Consider the following 15,578-nt stretch of genomic DNA (forward strand, 5'->3'; position numbering starts at 1 on the left):
TAAGGCGAGCCCCGCCTTCCGCTGAGGCAGGGCGGGGCGCCTGCCCGACCAGGATCTGCCGGCGCGGCGGTTTCCGGACAAGGCTCTGGAGGATAATACCGGGCATGCCCGCTGCATCCGCCCGCCTGCCTCGCCCCCTTCAAGCATGAACGAACGCCGCACCCTTGATGCGCCCGCGAGCGCGCTGATGCTCGTGCTGTGCCTGATCTGGGCACTGCAGCAGATCGTGCTCAAGGCGACCGCCCACGAGATCACGCCCCTGCTCCAGATCGCGCTGCGCTCGGGCCTCTCGGCGCTGCTGATCGCGTGCTTCATGCGCCGCCACGGCGGGCTCAGGCTCACGCCGGGCGTCTGGCGCAGCGGCCTGCTCAGCGGCGTGCTGTTCGCGGTCGAGTTCCTCTTCGTGGGTGCCGGTCTGCAACTCACCAGTGCGGCGCACATGGTGGTGCTGCTCTACACCGCACCGATCTTCGTCGCACTCGGTCTGCATCGCCTGATCCCGGCCGAGCGCCTGGCGCCGCTGCAATGGGGCGGAATCGGGCTGGCGTTCGGCGGCATCGTGCTGAGTTTCTTCGGCCCCGGTCCGGCCAGCGCCGCGCCGGACGCGACGATGCTGGCCGGCGATGTGCTGGGCCTGCTCGCCGGACTCGCCTGGGCGGCCACGACACTGATGGTCCGCTGCTCGCCGCTGGCGACCGTGCCAGCTTCCGAAGCCCTGCTCTACCAGCTTGCAGCCGGCTTCGTCCTGCTGCTGCCGGCAAGCCTGCTGTCGGGTCAGGCGCACTTCCAGCCCGGGCCGGCCGGCTGGCTGAGCCTCGCCTTCCAGTCGGTGATCGTGTCCTTCGCGAGCTACCTGCTCTGGTTTCGCCTGCTGGGCCGCTATCTGGCCTCCAGCCTCGGCAGCTTCTCTTTCCTCACGCCGCTCTTCGGTGTGCTGCTGGGCGCACTCTGGCTGGGCGAAGCCCTCGAGCCGCGTTTCATTGCCGGCAGTGCGCTGGTGCTGGCGGGCGTGCTGACGGTAAGCCGGCATCACCGCCGCCCCGCTTCATGAAAGCCCGGCCAGCCTTGCTCACGGACCGGCCGCGACACAAAGGCCGGCGCGCATGGGTCGGCTCACACTGCAGCCGGTGCCGCTTCCCAACCCGCCAACCAAGGACAAGGTCATGAACCGGCTGAAAAGACTGCTGCATGTGCTGCCCCTGCTCTGCCCGCTGCTGGCCGCTGCCGGCGTATCGCTGGAAGTGGAGGGGCTGGAGAGCCGTTTCGACAATGGCCATCTGCGCGTGGTCTTCGGGCCGGATGCGAGCGCCCGCTCGGTAACGCTCGACGGCCAGCCCCTGATCGCTGATTACTCCGGTGCGATGGCCGACAGCGCGCGCAAACGCAGCGGCTATCTCGATTACCACTCGGGTCGCGCAACGCCCTTCCACCCGGCCCGACTGATGCTGATCGAGCGCACGCCGCAGTTCGCCCATGTGGCCTATTTGCCGGATGCTGGCGAGCCACTGCAGCTGGAGTATCACCTCACCATGCGTGATGGTCTCAACGCGCTGCAGAGCTGGGTCATTGCACGCAATGCCGGCAGCGCTCCGCTGCGGGTGAGCGAGCTGCGCAGCGTGTGGCGGTTTGATGCAAGCCTGCTCGATCGCGCCTTCAACGGCGAGCGCGACATGCAGCCGCCGCTGTATGCCTCGCTGGAAAGGATGCCGAAACTGCAGGACGAAACCTGGACCCTGCCCGACGGCTCGGTCTACTCCAAGTACGACCTCGCCGGCTACCCGCGCCGCGCGCCCTTCTGGGGCGTGCATGGCCATGGCTATGGCGCCTGGCTGCTCTCGCCCGGCCGCGACTATTACTCGGGCGACGATCTGAAGCAGGACCTGCTGGTGCATCAGGATGCCATCGTGCTGAACTACCTCACCGGAGCGCATTTCGGCACGCCGGATCTGGTCGCGCCACCCGGCTGGGAGAAGTTCTATGGCCCCTGGCTGATGTACTTCAACCAAGGGGATGCCGAAAGCATGAAAGCCGACGCGGCTCGCCAGGCCCGTGAAGCTGCACGCGAGTGGCCCGACGCCCGGGTGCGCGACGCGCGCTATCCGCTGCAGCGCGCGAGCCTGAGCGGCCACCTCGTCCTGCCTGCCGGCCCTGCCCGACGCTACACGCTGCAACTGTGGTCGGAGGCCACCGCAACGCCGGAAGACCAGACGCTGGGCTACTTCTACGCGACGCAGGCCGACACCGCAGGGCGTTTCCGCTTCGAAGGCGTGCGCCCGGGCCATTACCGGCTGGCGGTGCGCTCCGACGAAGGCGCGCCGGTGTTGACCGCCGCCACGCGCGAGCTGGATCTTGCGGCAGGTGAGCAGACCTTGTCGGCGATAGCGCTGCAGCCCGCCGGGACGCTGCTGTGGGCCATCGGTGACGCGGACCGCCGCGCCAGCGGCTTCCGTTTCGCCGATCAGCCGCGCGCGAATCACTGGCACCGGGAAGTCCCCGCCGATCTGGACTTCGTCGTCGGCCGCTCGAACCCGTCCACCGACTGGTACTTCGCGCAGACCCGGCCCGGGCGCTGGAACATCCGTTTCGACACAGCCGATGCGCCCTGCCCGTGCCGGCTGGATATCGACCTGGCCGCCGCCAGCCACAGCGGCATGAATCAGCCGAGCTCGCCCGTGCTGGCCGTCGAGCTCGACGGCCAGACACTCGCGCTGATCCGGCATGACAATGACAAATCCATCTACCGCCACGCGATGACGGGCGGACACGGCTACCACCACCGCTTCGAGATTCCGGCAGACCGGCTCGGCGCGGGCGCGCATTCGCTGAGCCTGGTGCTGAAGGGCGGTGCGGTCATGTATGACAGCCTCTCGCTGAGCCGCAGCCCGGCCGCCGACACGCCCCTCGCGCCCTGAGCGCCATGAAGGCGGGCGCCCGGCGTCCGCCGCACCCGGATTCGGGCAAGGTCCGGGCTCGCCCGCCCAAGTCTTCCTGCTTGGGGAGACAACCAGGCACACGTTTGCGGAAGAATGATCTGCAAACGATTGTTAAATATGCCATGCCGGTGCCAGACTTTCGGGCAGTGCGTACGACATGGAATCATCATGCGCACCGGGCGAAATGCCTTCCGCATTCCGCCCTGACCCGCAGCGGGACGAAGATCCCGTTCAGACCAGGCTTAGACGATGACCTCCCCACTGCTGACGGCCTACCTGATTTCGGTCGGCATCATGCTGATGACCTCGGCCCACGCGCTGCTGCTCACCTACCGCAGCAAGCCCGCGCACCTGAATCTCATCTTCATGGCGATCTGCCTGAGTCTGGGCTGCTTCCAGTTTGCCTGTGCGCGGCAGTACTACGCGCCGGATGCCGCCAGCGCGCTGGTCGCGCACCGATGGGGCAATGTCTTCTGGCTGGCGATCCTGCCCCTGATCGCCCTGGCCATGGAATCGCTCGAGGCAGAGCGCCGGATTTTCCGCATTTCACCCTGGATCGCGCTCGCCTCGCTTGCCGGCATCCTCCTCAACTTCGTGATGCCCTATGGCTACCGTTTCTCCGCGGTGCGGCCGGACCATGTGGTGCTCATGCCCTGGGGCGAAGCCCTGCGCTTCATCCAGGGCAGCACTTCGCTGGTCAATCATGCAATGGGCTTCACCTCGCTGCTGCTGGCGGTCTATTGCGTGCTGAGCGTGCGCCGCCTGCAGCGCGCCGGCGTGCGCCTGCCGGTCCGCATCCTGTGGGGCTCGATGCTGATCATGATCGTGAGTCGCGTGCTCGCGGCGCTGAGCGACGACGGCGTGATCGCCGTGCCCTATCTGGGGGGCTTCGCCTTCATCCTGATCTCAGCCGCCTTCTCCTTCACCGTCCGGCGCGAAATGCTGACCCGGGAACTGCACGAGAAGCGCGCCATCCGCGCGCTCGCCAACGAACGCCGGCGCAAGGGCCTGCCGGGGCCGGGCAAGCGCGGCCTCGATCCGCTCACCGGTCTGCCCGATCGCCACAACTTCATCACGCGGCTCGATGCCATGATCCGCGACCATGAGCTCGACGACGCCCGGCTGGCCGTTTTTCTTTTCGACATTGACCGCCTAAGCGCCATCAAGGCCACCCACAGCGTCGAGACCGGCAACGCCGTGCTGTGCGCCGGCGCCCGGCGCCTGCAGGCCCGCATCCGCGAAAGCGATCTGCTCGCACGCACGCAGGGAGACGGCTTCGCGCTCGCCGCCGGCCACATCCGCACCGAGAGCGCACCGGCGGTGCTCCAGGCCAAGCTTGCAGGCGTGTTCGAGGAGGCCATCGATACCGGCGACATGGCGCTGCGCATCACTGCAAGCTGCGGCATCGCGATCTTTCCCGAACACGGCCATACCGCCGAAGCCCTGTTCGCCGCCGCCGAACTCGCGCTGCAAGAAGCACGCAGTGCCGGCGCCGGCCAGACGCGCAGCTTCTCGCCCGCCATGCGCGAAGACCTGCGCGAGCGCATCCAGTTCGAGAACGATCTGCGCAACGCACTCGATCTCGGCCAGTTCTTCCTCTGCTACCAGCCGCAGATCTGTGCCACGACCGGCCGCACGATGACGATGGAAGCCCTGATCCGGTGGCAGCACCCAGAATACGGACTCATCGGCCCGTGCGAATTCATCCCGCTGGCGGAATCGGCCGGGCTGATCAAGCGGATCGGCGCCTGGGTCATCGAAACCGCCTGCGCCCAGCTCGCGCGATGGCGCGCCGACGGACACGAACAGCTGCGCATGGCGGTGAATCTTTCCGCCCGCCAGCTACCGGAGCCCGGCCTGGCCGAGCGCATCGGTGAAGTGCTGAACCGCCATCGGCTCACGCCGGCCGATCTGGAGCTGGAGATCACCGAATCGGTGCTGATGCAGGATTCCGAACGCAGCACCAACCGGCTGATGGCGCTGCGCCGGCTCGGCCTGCGGCTCTCCATCGACGACTTCGGCACCGGCTACTCCTCGCTGAGCTATCTGCGCCTGCTGCCGGTGCAGGCCTTCAAACTCGACCGCAGCTTCGTCGACACCATGGAGCGCAGCGAGACCAGCCTGGAAATCTGCGACAGCGCGATCCGGCTCGCCAAGAACCTCGGTCTGGACATCGTGGCCGAAGGCGTGGAAACCGAGACGCAGGCGCAGCTGCTCCGCGAGATGGGCTGCCCGCTGCTGCAGGGCTACCTGTTCTCGCGGCCGCTGGACGCCGCTTCGGCCGGCCTGTTCCTCGCGGCCGACCGAAGCGCACGGCCGGCCACCCGCTCGGGAAAATACGCGCCGCGCCAGGACGAAGTGCGCGCCCGCCCGCTCAGCGGAATACCCGCTGCAGCATTACGACCAGGCCAACAGGAATGATCGCCAGCAGCATCAGGGCAAAGATCTGCTGACTGGCCACCAGCATCACCGGTGCCTGGACAGCGGTATCGACGATCAGCTCGCTCGCCCCCTGCAGCAGGCCCAGCCGCGCCGGCTCATGCTCGAGCAGATGCAGCAGCAGGGTGGTCAGCGCAATGCTCGAGGAGAGCCCCAGCTGGCGCACGATGTTCTTCACCTGATAACCGTGCGAAAACACCCGCGCCTCCAGCCCCGAGAAGGTGCCGAAAGCCACCGGACCGAGAAAGAGCGGAATCGCCACATAGATCAGCAGCGTGGCCGGCAGCAGGCCGACCCAGCCTGCCGGCGGATCCATCAGCGCCAGCATCAGGCAGCCCGCCGCATAGAGCGCCAGCCCGCTCATCATGTAGAAGCGATGCCAGGGCCAGCGCCGGGCCAGCGCCAGATGCGCCAGCGCCATCGCCACCGTGCCCGCCAGGCCGCAGGTCGAGATCAGCGCGGTGGCGAGCAGTGACAGGCCCAGCACGCCGTGCAGCAATACCGGCAGCATCAGCCCGGCCACCCCGATCAGGAAATAGCCGAAGAAATACATCGCCAGACCGAAGAGATAGCGGAACTGGAACAGGCCGCGATAATCGATCAGCGGGCGATCCTTGCGCCACTGACGCCAGGCGAAGGCGGTCAGCATCGCAATCGACACCAGCGCGGTGAGTGCGACGCTGCGCGGCTGGCTGCCGGCCAGACTCACCGCCTGGATCGCGTACTGCAGGCAGAACACGGCCAGACACAGCCAGATCAGCCAGCCCCAGTGCTCTTCCGAGCGCAGCGCGGGCGGCGTGACCGCGCGCGACAGCCGGCCCCGGGCAAGCCAGGCCACCAGCAGCACCTGCGGCAGGCCGAAGGCAAAAATCGCGCGCCAGCCCCCGGCGCCCAGCAGGCTGGCCGCAAGCAGCGGCGCCAGCGCCGATCCGCCAAGCAGACTGCCGACAAAGGCGAACAGGCCGGCAAAGCGCGACTCCGCCGGCAACTCGTTGATGGCCAGTCGCCCGGCGGTGAAGAAGGTCGCCCCGCCAAGGCCCTGCAGCAGGCGCCCGGCCGCGAACAGGCCCAGGCCGGAGGCGCTGGCACAGAGCAGCGAGCCCGCGCCGAACACCGCCAGCGACAGCATCACGAAACGCTCGTAGCCCAGACGCTCGACCATCCACTGATGCTTGCAGAGCATCACGATCGCCGCCATGCCGTAGAGCGTGTAGGCAAACGCGAAGTCCGCGGCCGACAGATGCAGGCCGGTCATGATCTGGCTGGCCGAGAACATCACCATCCCGTTCTCGAGGAACTCGACGCTGGTGACGGCCCCGAGCGCAACGAGCGAAGGGCGCAGGGAAGACGGGGCGGGTGCAACGGCGGCAGACATGAGGGGAAATCCGGATAAAGAGCCAGTCTAGGCGAGCGGCTACAATTACGAAAATCGATCATTCCAATCAACAACATCGACATGAACGATATCGATCACAGCCTCTTCCGCCGCCTGGACCTCAATCTGCTGGTGGCTTTTGACGCACTGGTCACGGAATCCAGCGTGACGCGCGCGGCCAGCCGCCTGTGCATCGGCCAGCCGGCGATGAGCCATGCGCTGGGCCGGCTGCGCGAACTCTTCCAGGACGACATCCTCTACCGCGAAGGCGCCGCCATGCAGCCCACCGGTCGCGCCCTCGCCCTCGCGCCGGCCGTGCGGGAGCTGCTGCTGGGGGCACACCGGCTCGCGCTGGCCAACGAGCGTTTCGATCCGGCGCGCGTCGAGGAGCAGTTCCGCATCGCCCTCAATGACCCGCTCGAAGCCCTGCTGCTGCCCGCGCTGATGGCCCGGCTGCGCGCCGAGGCCCCCGGCCTGCTGCTGTCGGTGCGGCCGATTCCCGCCTCCCGCCAGCTCGACGAGCTGGACGCCGGCACGATCCGCCTTGCGGTCGGCCACTTTCCGCGGGTCCGCGCGGTGCATGAACAGATTCCGCTGCATGACGCCGGCTTCTGCTGTGTCTGCAACCCGGCGCTGATCAGCCTGCCGGAGCAGGTCCGGCTTGAGGACCTCGTCGATCTGCCTCACATCCACACCAGCTACACCGGCGACGCGCCGGGCATGATCGACCGCGCCCTGCAGCAGCGCGGGCTGCGCCGGCGCATCGTGGCGCATGCCGCAACGCCACTCTCCATTCCCTTCGTAGTCAGGCAGAGCCCGCTGGTGGCGGTGGTGCCCGAGCTGGTCAGTCGACTCTTCCTGCGTCACGGCGATCTGCGCATCCTGCCGCTGGCCCTGGACGACCTGCACCTGCCGATCTCGGCCGTATTCCACCGCCGTGACAGCTCCGATCCGCTCGCCGGCTTCATGCGCGACACGCTGCTGGAAACCGCCCACGCGGTACTGGCAGAGGACACCGGAGCGGAGGCGCACCGCTGAAGGCCTGCCCGGGCGCGGCCATGCTGCACCGCTCGTCGTGCGCCGGCAGCCGATGCGACACATCGTCACGATGGCGGGGCTGACGCCGCCGCCGACTTTGCGAGAATGCGCGCGGGGGACGATCTGCTGCATGACAGCCGGTTGAACCGGCACGCATTTCTGGGGTCTGTGACAACAGCGTCCGCGGAAACACCTGCCGGCAGCAGGTGGCAGCCCCCGGGCAACAGCCCGCAGCAAACGGAGGAGAAACCCGTCATGAAACGCAACAAGTTGCTGGCGCTCCTGCTCGCCCTCGCCCTCTGCGTCGCGAGCCTGGAAAGCGTGAATGAAGAATCCAGCCTGGCCATCGCCAGCGGCTCTGCCGTGCTTGGTGCGGTGCTGGGCGGTGGCGCCTTTGCCGCCTTCGGAACCGGTGGCGTCGCGCTGGCCAGCGTGGTCGCCGGCATCGGCGCAGCCCCCTTCATCGCGGCCGGAGCAGTGGCCGGTCTGGCCGGATACGGCGTCTATTCGGCGGTGTGCTCCGGCACCACGGCCTGAGGCCTTCTGCCCGCGCGGGGTGGCGCAGAGGCCGCCCGCCCCCGCCGAGCCCTGAACAAACGGGCAGAAGCCCATGAAATGACAGGCCTTGGGGCATGGCCTGCCGCCGGGCGGTGACGCATGGCAGGCAAGGTCGGCTGCGCGGACACCATACTCGCGCCACTTTCAAGCCGGAGCCCCGTCATGCTGCGCAGCCTTCGTTACCCGGTAGCCCTCATCGTCGTGGCGCTGGCGTTTTTTGGCGGCGCGGCCACCGCCACGATGCGGATCTGGTTCGACCCGGTGGTCCGCATCACCATCTCCAACGATACCGGTCAGCCCATCACCGCCATGCGCATCCAGGTCCGCACGGATGACAGCACCCATCTCGCGCTGATTGACTCGCTCCCCGCTGCCGGGCAGCACCGGCTCTACATCCATACCAGCGACCGGGCCACGCTTGCGGTGGAAGCCCGCCTGCAGGACGGTCGCGAAATCCACAGCAGCGACAGCTACCTCGAGCCGGGCGTCAGCCTCACTTCGCATGTGGAGGCCGCCCGCGTCCGCATCGAATACCTCGCCCGCATGTAACGCACGCCTTGTCCTGCAGCCGGAGGCCGGTGCATCTGCCAGACTGCAGAGCCGGCCCCCGCCGGCGTCGTGATGAGGAGACGCCATGCCCCGCCGCCAGCTCGCCGTCCTGACCGCCCTGGCCATGCTCGCCTTCGCCGCAAACTCGCTGCTGTGCCGTGCCGCCCTGCGTGACAGCGGCATCGACGCGGCCAGCTTCACCACGCTGCGGATGGCGTCCGGCGGCCTGATGCTGTGCCTGCTGTTGCACCTGCGCGGCCGCAAACCCTGCGGTGGCGGCAACTGGGGCTCGGGGTTCGCGCTCTTCGCCTATGCCGCCGGATTTTCCTTCGCCTACCTGAGCCTGCCGGCTGCGACCGGTGCGCTGCTGCTGTTCGCGGCGGTGCAGGCCACGATGATCGGACAGGCGCTGCGCCGCGGCGAGCGCTTCGGCCCGCGCCAGCTGGGCGGCCTCGTGCTGGGTTGCGCCGGGCTGATCCTGCTCCTGCTGCCGGGTCTCTCCGCGCCGCCGCTGGCCGGTGCGCTGCTGATGCTGGCTGCCGGCGCGGCCTGGGGCGTGTATTCGCTGCGCGGCCGCGGCAAGAGCGATCCGCTGCAGGCCACGGCCGGCAATTTTCTGCGCGCCCTGCCCTTCGCGCTGCTGCTGAGCCTGCTCGGCCCCCAGACAACGCGCCTCGACGCTGCCGGATTCGTGCTCGCCCTCGCTTCCGGCGCGCTCGCGTCCGGTGCGGGTTATGCCGTCTGGTACAGCGTGCTGCCGGCCCTCAAGGCCAGCCATGCGGGAGTCGTGCAGTTCAGCGTGCCGGTGATTGCAGCACTGGGCGGGGTGCTGTTTCTGGGCGAGCCGGCAAGCCTGCGCCTGCTGCTGGCCTCGGTGGCCATCCTCGGCGGCATTGCGCTGGTCATCGCCGGGCGGCAGCGCTGAACCTCAGAGACTCAGTTGCAGGGTTTCCTTGATCTCTTCCATCACCACATAGCTGCGCGACTCCACCGCGTTCGGCAGCTTCAGCAGGATGCGGCCGAGCAGGTCGCGGTAGTCGCGCATGTCGGGAATGCGGGCCTTGATGAGGTAGTCGAACTCCCCCGCGACCAGATGGCATTCGAGCACCTCCGGCACATGCGCCAGGCCCTTGCGGATGGAGTCGAAGATCTCGGACGACTTCTGCGCCAGGCGCAGCTCCACGAAGACCAGCACGCGCAGGCCCAGGGCTTCCGGATTGACGCGGGCGTGATAGCCGCTGATGACTTTCTCGCGCTCCATGCGCCGCACCCGCTCGCTCACCGGCGTGGCGGAAAGGCCCACGCGCTGGGCGAGTTCGGTGATCGGGATGCGGGCCTCGCGCTGCAGGATCTGCAGGATTTTCCGGTCGATCTTGTCCAGTTCGGTCATTTCACTGCAGCCGGCGGATGGAGGCCCGATTATTCATGAGCTTTCGCCGGAAAGGGTTTCGATTGCAGTGACTTTCACTATCTGCCTCTCAATATGATTCCGGCATCCGCTGCACAGACCCGGCGAGCCAGCCGAAGCCGCGGCCAGACCTCTCTTCCGAAACCACAGCCCTGCTGAACTGGAGCACATCATGTTTGTCGGCGTTCCCAAGGAAATCAAGAACCACGAATACCGTGTCGGCCTGACCCCCGCCTCCGTGCGCGAACTGGTCGCAGCCGGCCACACGCTGATCGTGGAAACCGCGGCCGGCGCCGGCATCGGTGCCAGCGACGAGGATTACCGCGCCGCCGGTGCGCGCATCGCGGCGACCGCCACCGAAGTCTTCGCCAGCGCCGACATGATCGTGAAAGTGAAAGAACCCCAGCCCACCGAATGCGCCCTGCTGCGCCCCGGCCAGCTGCTCTTCACCTATCTGCACCTGGCGCCGGACCCCGAGCAGGCCAAGGCCCTGCTGGCGAGCGGCGCAATCTGCGTGGCCTATGAGACCGTGACCGCAGCCGACGGCTCGCTGCCACTGCTCGCGCCGATGTCGGAAGTGGCCGGCCGGATGGCCATCCAGGCCGGCGCGCACAGCCTCGAGAAAGCCCAGGGCGGGCTCGGCGTGCTGCTCTCCGGCGTGCCGGGCGTGGCACCCGGCAAGGTCGTGATCATCGGCGGCGGCATCGTCGGCAGCAACGCCGCGCTGGTCGCCTCCGGCATGGGCGCGGACGTGACGGTGATCGACCGCAGCCCGGCCGTGCTGCGCCGCCTCTCGGCCCAGTTCGGCACCCGGGTGAAGCTGGTGCATGCCACCCGCGAATCGGTGGAAGCCGAAGTCAGCAGTGCGGATCTGGTCGTCGGCGCGGTGCTGATTCCGGGCGCTGCGGCACCGAAGCTGATCTCCCGCGCGATGCTCTCGAAAATGAAGCCTGGCGCGGTGATCGTGGATGTGGCCATCGACCAGGGCGGCTGCTGCGAAACCTCGAAAGCCACCACGCATGCCGAACCGACCTATGTGGTGGATGGCATCGTGCATTACTGCGTGGCGAACATGCCCGGCGGCGTGGCCCGCACCTCGACCTACGCGCTGAACGCCGCCACCCTGCCCTTCGCCCTGGCACTGGCCGGCAAGGGCTGGAAGGCCGCGCTGAAGGACGATGTCCATCTGCGCAACGGCCTCAACATCTGCGAAGGCAAGCTGACCCGGCCGGAAGTTGCCGAAGCACTGGGCCTCGCCTTCACCCCGGCCGACAGCCTGATCTGATCCGGCACGGCCGCCGGCAGCAGCCCGATCCGCGGATCGGGCTTTTTTTCAGACGATGGTCGCGGCCTTGCGCGCGAAGCGAAAGCCCCGGTCTGATTGCCAGCTCGCGATGCCGGCCACCAGACCGACGCACAGGAAAACCGGCGTGGCCCCGAAAAGGCCGCTGATCGCACCGTAGGCCGAGGGGGCGGTCAGGCCGACCGAGTTCCCCATCATCGAGCGCAGGCCGGCGCCCTCACCGGCCTGCTCCGGCGGCATGGCGCGATAGACGAGACTCATGATGTTGGGCCCGCCCGCGCCCATCGAAAGCCCGAACACGAAGCCCAGCGCGGCATGCATCCAGCCCGCATGCGCAAGCGGCAACAGCAGGAAGGCGGCGGACGCCACGCCGAAAGTCAGCGTCAGCGTGCGCCACTCCGGCATCCTGCGAGACAGCCAGGGCAGGAATATGCGGACCGCGAACGTGCCGATCGCGAAGGCGGACATGATCAGGCCGATCGCGGTCGCGGAAAAACCTCGCTCATGCCCCAGCACCGGCGTCATGAAGGAAAAGCCGTCGTAGAGCATCGAGGAGCACATCGCGAGCAGGTAGATGCGCAGGATGCGCGGATTGCCGAAAACCGTCTTGACCACGCTGCTGCTGCCGCTGCCGGCCCTGCCGGGGCGCACGTCGCCGCCGGGCACGTCGACGCTGAAGGAAACGCCCAGACTCAGCAGCACGATGCCGGCCATCAGTGCATAGGCTGCACCGAATCCGCCGTGGTCGATCATGAAACCGGTCAGCGTGGGGCCGCCCACGGCGGCGACCGAATTGCCCATCGCCAGCCAGCCCAGCATGCCGACCCGCTCGCCGTCGTGCGCCACCGGCATCATGCTGACCGACACGTTGGCCGCCAGCATGTAGCTCGCAAACCCGAAACCGCAGACCAGGGCACTCGCCAGCACGCTTGCGGTGCTCTCCCACAGCGCCGGCAGGATCAGGCCGGCCACCATGATGGCCTGGCTGGTGCGCATCACGCGCCGGGTTCCCGCCCGGTCGATCCACTTGCCCATCAGGAGCGAGAGCAGGGCCGGCAGCAGGCAGTAGCCGCTGTAGGCGATGCCTGCCATCGTTTCCGAGCCCCCGTGCTTGAGCATGAAGAGCGATGCGGCCACCCGTCCGCCCCCCATGGTGATGTGAGCGAGCATCGAAACGGAGATGAGGGACAGGACCTGAATCTGGTTGCGCGACAAGTTCATGGGCTCGACTTTATCAGCCGGGAGGTGAAATGTGAACGTTCTCAGCCGGCGCGACACGAAAGGAAACACGCGTCGGGCGTGCTCGCGTCGCAGGAAAATCGGGAGATCCGCAGGCCTGAGCCCGCGGTCGCTCAGGCCTCGGCCGCCCTCACCCGCTGCACCCGCGGATCGGCCCGGAGACGCTCGCGCAGCGCGTTGTCCCGGGGAAAGTCACGGATGTCGACGCCGTCGGCCTCCAGCCACTCGGAGATCGTGTAGAGGTAGAGGTCGCTGATGCAGAAGCGCTCGCCGAGCACCCAGGGCCCGGCCAGCAGCGAATCCTCGATCAGCCGGAAGCAGGCCTGCATGTTGGCCGGCACCTTCTGCTTCATCGCCTCAATGGCCGCGGGCTCGTCGGCCCAGCGCTCGCCCCGGAAACGGTGCGCATGCGCCACATGCACGGTGCTGGCCAGATAGCTGTTGAAGGACTGCACCCGCGCCAGCAGGAAGGGATCCTCCAGCGGCGCGAGACCGGCAGCAGGATGGCACTGCGCCACATACAGGAGCAGAGCCGGGGTTTCGGTCAGCACACCCTGCGGCGTAGCCAGCGCGGGCACGCGACCGGTCGGATTGATGCGCAGATAGGCCTCGCTGCGCTGCGCCCGGCTCGCGAAATCGACACGTTCGAGGGCGTATTCCGCGCCGGCAAACTCCAGCGCAAGGTGGCTGGCCAGCGCACAGGTGTTCGGCGCGTAATAGAGGGTCAGCATCGCGATCTCCCGCAGGACGGAGGGCTCAGGACTCGAAATCGCGCAGACCGGGCAGATCCAGGATGCGGATGGTCTTGCCATCCACCTCGATCAGACCGGCCGACGACAGGTTGTGCAGGATGCGGGAGAAGGTTTCGGGCGTGACCGACAAACGCGAAGCAAGCACCTGCTTGCTGGTCGGCAGATCGATCTCGAGCCTGGCGGCGGGCACGTCTTCCCCGGCTTCACGCAGCAGGTAGCCGATCAGGCGCTGGGTGGAGGAGCGCAGCGCGTAGCCCTCCACATCCTTGACCAGCGAATGCAGGCGCAGCGAGAGGCCGGCCAGCATCTTGCGCGCGAAAAGCTTGTCATGGTCGATGAGGTCCAGCACCGGCTCGCGCGGCACCCCGAGCACCAGCGAATCGACCAGCGCTTCGGCATTCACCGGATAGGGCTTGCCGAGGAACATCACCGCCTCGCCGAAACTCATGTGCGGAGGAATGATTTCGAGCACTTTCTCGTTGCCATTGGGCGCCATCACCGCAATCTTCATCTGGCCGTGGGCAACGAGATAGAAGCCGTTGCAGGGCGTGTTCTGGCGGAACAGCACTTCGCCGCGTGCCAGCCGGTGCTCGGTGACGCTGAGCGCAATACGGTCGAGTGCCTCCGGATCCACGGCGGCAAACATCGGCAGGCGGCCAAGCAGGCCACGCACATCGGTCTTGAGGGCTTTTTCCATAATCACCGGCTTGCTGGGACAATACGAAGCCCCATTCTGCGCAATCCCGCCATGTCCGTCACGCGCTGCGACATCTTCTGCAAGGTCATCGACAACTACGGCGACATCGGCGTGTGCTGGCGCCTGGCCCGCCAGCTCGCCGCGGAACAGGGTCTGGCCGTGCGACTGTGGGTGGACGACCTGGCGAGCTTCGCCCGGCTCGCCCCTGCACTCGACGCTAGCGCCGCACAGCAGAGACTCGCGGATCTGGACATCTGCCGCTGGGACGGGGCGGCAGCCAGCGCCACGCCGGCCGACATCGTCATCGAAGCCTTCGCCTGCGACCCGCCCGCCGCCTATGTCGAGGCCATGGCGAAACGACCGCGCAAGCCGGCCTGGATCAATCTGGAATACCTCAGCGCGGAAGGCTGGGTGGAAGGCAGCCACGGCCTGCCATCGCCGCACCCGCGCCTGCCGCTGGTCAAGCACTTCTTTTTCCCCGGCTTCACGCCCGCCACTGGCGGACTGATCCGGGAGAAGGGGCTCATCGACAGGCTGCGGGCCTTCCAGGCGGACGCCGCAAGCCAGGCCGCGTTCTGGCAGCGCATCGCAGGGCAGGCACCGGCAGCAGGCGCGCTGAGCATTTCGCTCTTCGCCTATGAAAACGCCGCACTGCCCGGCCTGCTGGACGCCTGGGCCAGCGGCGAGCGCAACATCTTCTGCGCCGTGACCAGTGGCCGCCATCTGCCGCAGGTCGACGCCTGGCTCGCTTCACGCGGCGCGGCCGGCTGCGGCAAGCTTCAGCTTGCCTTCCTGCCCTTCCTCGATCAGGGCGACTACGACCATCTGCTCGCCGCCTGCGCGCTCAACTTCGTGCGTGGCGAGGACTCCTTCGTTCGCGCCCAATGGGCGGGCCGGCCCTTCGTCTGGCACATCTACCGGCAGGAAGAAGACTGGCACCGGGTCAAGCTCGACGCCTTCCTGCATCGCTACGGCGCCTCATCCGGCACGGCCGGAATGCGCGCACTCAAGGATTTCTGGCAGGCCTGGGAGCGCGAAAGCGACGCCGGCGGACAATGGCCGGCCCTGCTCGCCGCATTGCCGGAACTCGCTGCGCATGCCGCGAGCTGGCAGCAAAAACTGGCGGAGGACACCGACCTGGCCTCCAAGCTGCTGATTTTTTGCCAGAACTTGCTAGAATGTGCGGCTTTCCCCAAGGCAGCCACCGGAGCTTCCGGCAACTGACTTGTTCCCTTCCGGGGTAAAGCCGGCCCCTGCGGCCGCGCCGGGAATCTCTACCAACTCTCT

At 67.6% G+C, this 15,578-nt stretch carries 14 protein-coding genes; 9 read left to right on the plus strand and 5 right to left on the minus strand.

Going from position 1 to position 15,578, the window contains the following annotated elements; genetic code table 11:
- Positions 1-145 precede the first annotated feature (145 nt).
- The 3 genes from ABDB87_RS19175 to ABDB87_RS19185 all read left to right on the plus strand — a co-directional run bounded on the left by ABDB87_RS19175 (position 146) and on the right by ABDB87_RS19185 (position 5,354).
- Positions 146-1,051, plus strand: coding sequence for a DMT family transporter (locus ABDB87_RS19175; protein ID WP_345930110.1), 906 nt, complete (start codon positions 146-148; stop codon positions 1,049-1,051).
- A gap of 112 nt (positions 1,052-1,163) precedes the next feature.
- A complete protein-coding gene (locus ABDB87_RS19180) occupies positions 1,164-2,912 on the plus strand; it encodes a polysaccharide lyase family protein (protein WP_345930112.1) in 1,749 nt (582 codons plus the stop codon).
- A gap of 270 nt (positions 2,913-3,182) precedes the next feature.
- A complete protein-coding gene (locus tag ABDB87_RS19185; RefSeq protein ID WP_345930114.1) occupies positions 3,183-5,354 on the plus strand; it encodes a putative bifunctional diguanylate cyclase/phosphodiesterase in 2,172 nt (723 codons plus the stop codon).
- Here ABDB87_RS19185 and ABDB87_RS19190 read toward each other — a convergent pair.
- A complete protein-coding gene (locus ABDB87_RS19190; protein ID WP_345930116.1) occupies positions 5,308-6,747 on the minus strand; it encodes an MFS transporter in 1,440 nt (479 codons plus the stop codon). The two genes, ABDB87_RS19185 and ABDB87_RS19190, sit on opposite strands and share 47 nt — an antisense overlap.
- 81 nt (positions 6,748-6,828) lie before the next feature.
- On the opposite strand from ABDB87_RS19190, the gene ABDB87_RS19195 reads away from it, so the two are divergent.
- The 4 genes from ABDB87_RS19195 to ABDB87_RS19210 all read left to right on the plus strand — a co-directional run bounded on the left by ABDB87_RS19195 (position 6,829) and on the right by ABDB87_RS19210 (position 9,817).
- Positions 6,829-7,785, plus strand: coding sequence for a LysR family transcriptional regulator (locus ABDB87_RS19195; RefSeq protein ID WP_345930118.1), 957 nt, complete (start codon positions 6,829-6,831; stop codon positions 7,783-7,785).
- Between the two features lie 255 nt (positions 7,786-8,040).
- Complete coding sequence (locus ABDB87_RS19200) at positions 8,041-8,322, plus strand: hypothetical protein (RefSeq protein ID WP_345930120.1); 282 nt, start codon at positions 8,041-8,043, stop codon at positions 8,320-8,322.
- 183 nt (positions 8,323-8,505) lie between these two features.
- Entirely contained in the window at positions 8,506-8,892 is a 387-nt protein-coding gene (locus ABDB87_RS19205) for a hypothetical protein (protein WP_345930122.1), read from the plus strand.
- Positions 8,893-8,977: 85 nt separating this feature from the next.
- Positions 8,978-9,817 carry a DMT family transporter gene (locus ABDB87_RS19210; RefSeq protein WP_345930124.1) on the plus strand — a complete coding sequence of 280 codons (840 nt, stop codon included), beginning with the start codon at positions 8,978-8,980 and terminating at the stop codon, positions 9,815-9,817.
- A gap of 3 nt (positions 9,818-9,820) precedes the next feature.
- Here the strand turns inward: ABDB87_RS19210 and ABDB87_RS19215 are convergent, their stop codons facing one another.
- Positions 9,821-10,282, minus strand: coding sequence for an AsnC family transcriptional regulator (locus tag ABDB87_RS19215; protein WP_345930126.1), 462 nt, complete (start codon positions 10,280-10,282; stop codon positions 9,821-9,823).
- Between the two features lie 190 nt (positions 10,283-10,472).
- Between ABDB87_RS19215 and ald the strand changes: the two genes are divergently transcribed.
- Positions 10,473-11,585 (plus strand): alanine dehydrogenase, encoded by a 1,113-nt coding sequence (gene ald, locus ABDB87_RS19220; RefSeq protein ID WP_345930128.1) that lies wholly within the window; start codon positions 10,473-10,475, stop codon positions 11,583-11,585.
- A gap of 48 nt (positions 11,586-11,633) precedes the next feature.
- Here the strand turns inward: ald and ABDB87_RS19225 are convergent, their stop codons facing one another.
- From ABDB87_RS19225 to ABDB87_RS19235, 3 genes are all read right to left on the minus strand, one after another.
- Positions 11,634-12,824, minus strand: coding sequence for an MFS transporter (locus tag ABDB87_RS19225; RefSeq protein ID WP_345930130.1), 1,191 nt, complete (start codon positions 12,822-12,824; stop codon positions 11,634-11,636).
- 131 nt (positions 12,825-12,955) lie between these two features.
- The gene (locus ABDB87_RS19230) at positions 12,956-13,573 is read right to left on the minus strand and encodes a glutathione S-transferase family protein (protein WP_345930132.1); all 618 of its coding nucleotides are present in this window, start codon (positions 13,571-13,573) and stop codon (positions 12,956-12,958) included.
- 25 nt (positions 13,574-13,598) lie between these two features.
- The gene (locus ABDB87_RS19235; protein WP_345930133.1) at positions 13,599-14,291 is read right to left on the minus strand and encodes a Crp/Fnr family transcriptional regulator; all 693 of its coding nucleotides are present in this window, start codon (positions 14,289-14,291) and stop codon (positions 13,599-13,601) included.
- Positions 14,292-14,342: 51 nt separating this feature from the next.
- Between ABDB87_RS19235 and earP the strand changes: the two genes are divergently transcribed.
- Positions 14,343-15,515 (plus strand): elongation factor P maturation arginine rhamnosyltransferase EarP, encoded by a 1,173-nt coding sequence (gene earP, locus ABDB87_RS19240; protein WP_345930135.1) that lies wholly within the window; start codon positions 14,343-14,345, stop codon positions 15,513-15,515.
- The last annotated feature ends 63 nt before the right edge of the window (positions 15,516-15,578 follow it).

The sequence above is a fragment of the Uliginosibacterium paludis genome (assembly GCF_039631355.1).
Lineage (GTDB): Bacteria > Pseudomonadota > Gammaproteobacteria > Burkholderiales > Rhodocyclaceae > Uliginosibacterium > Uliginosibacterium paludis.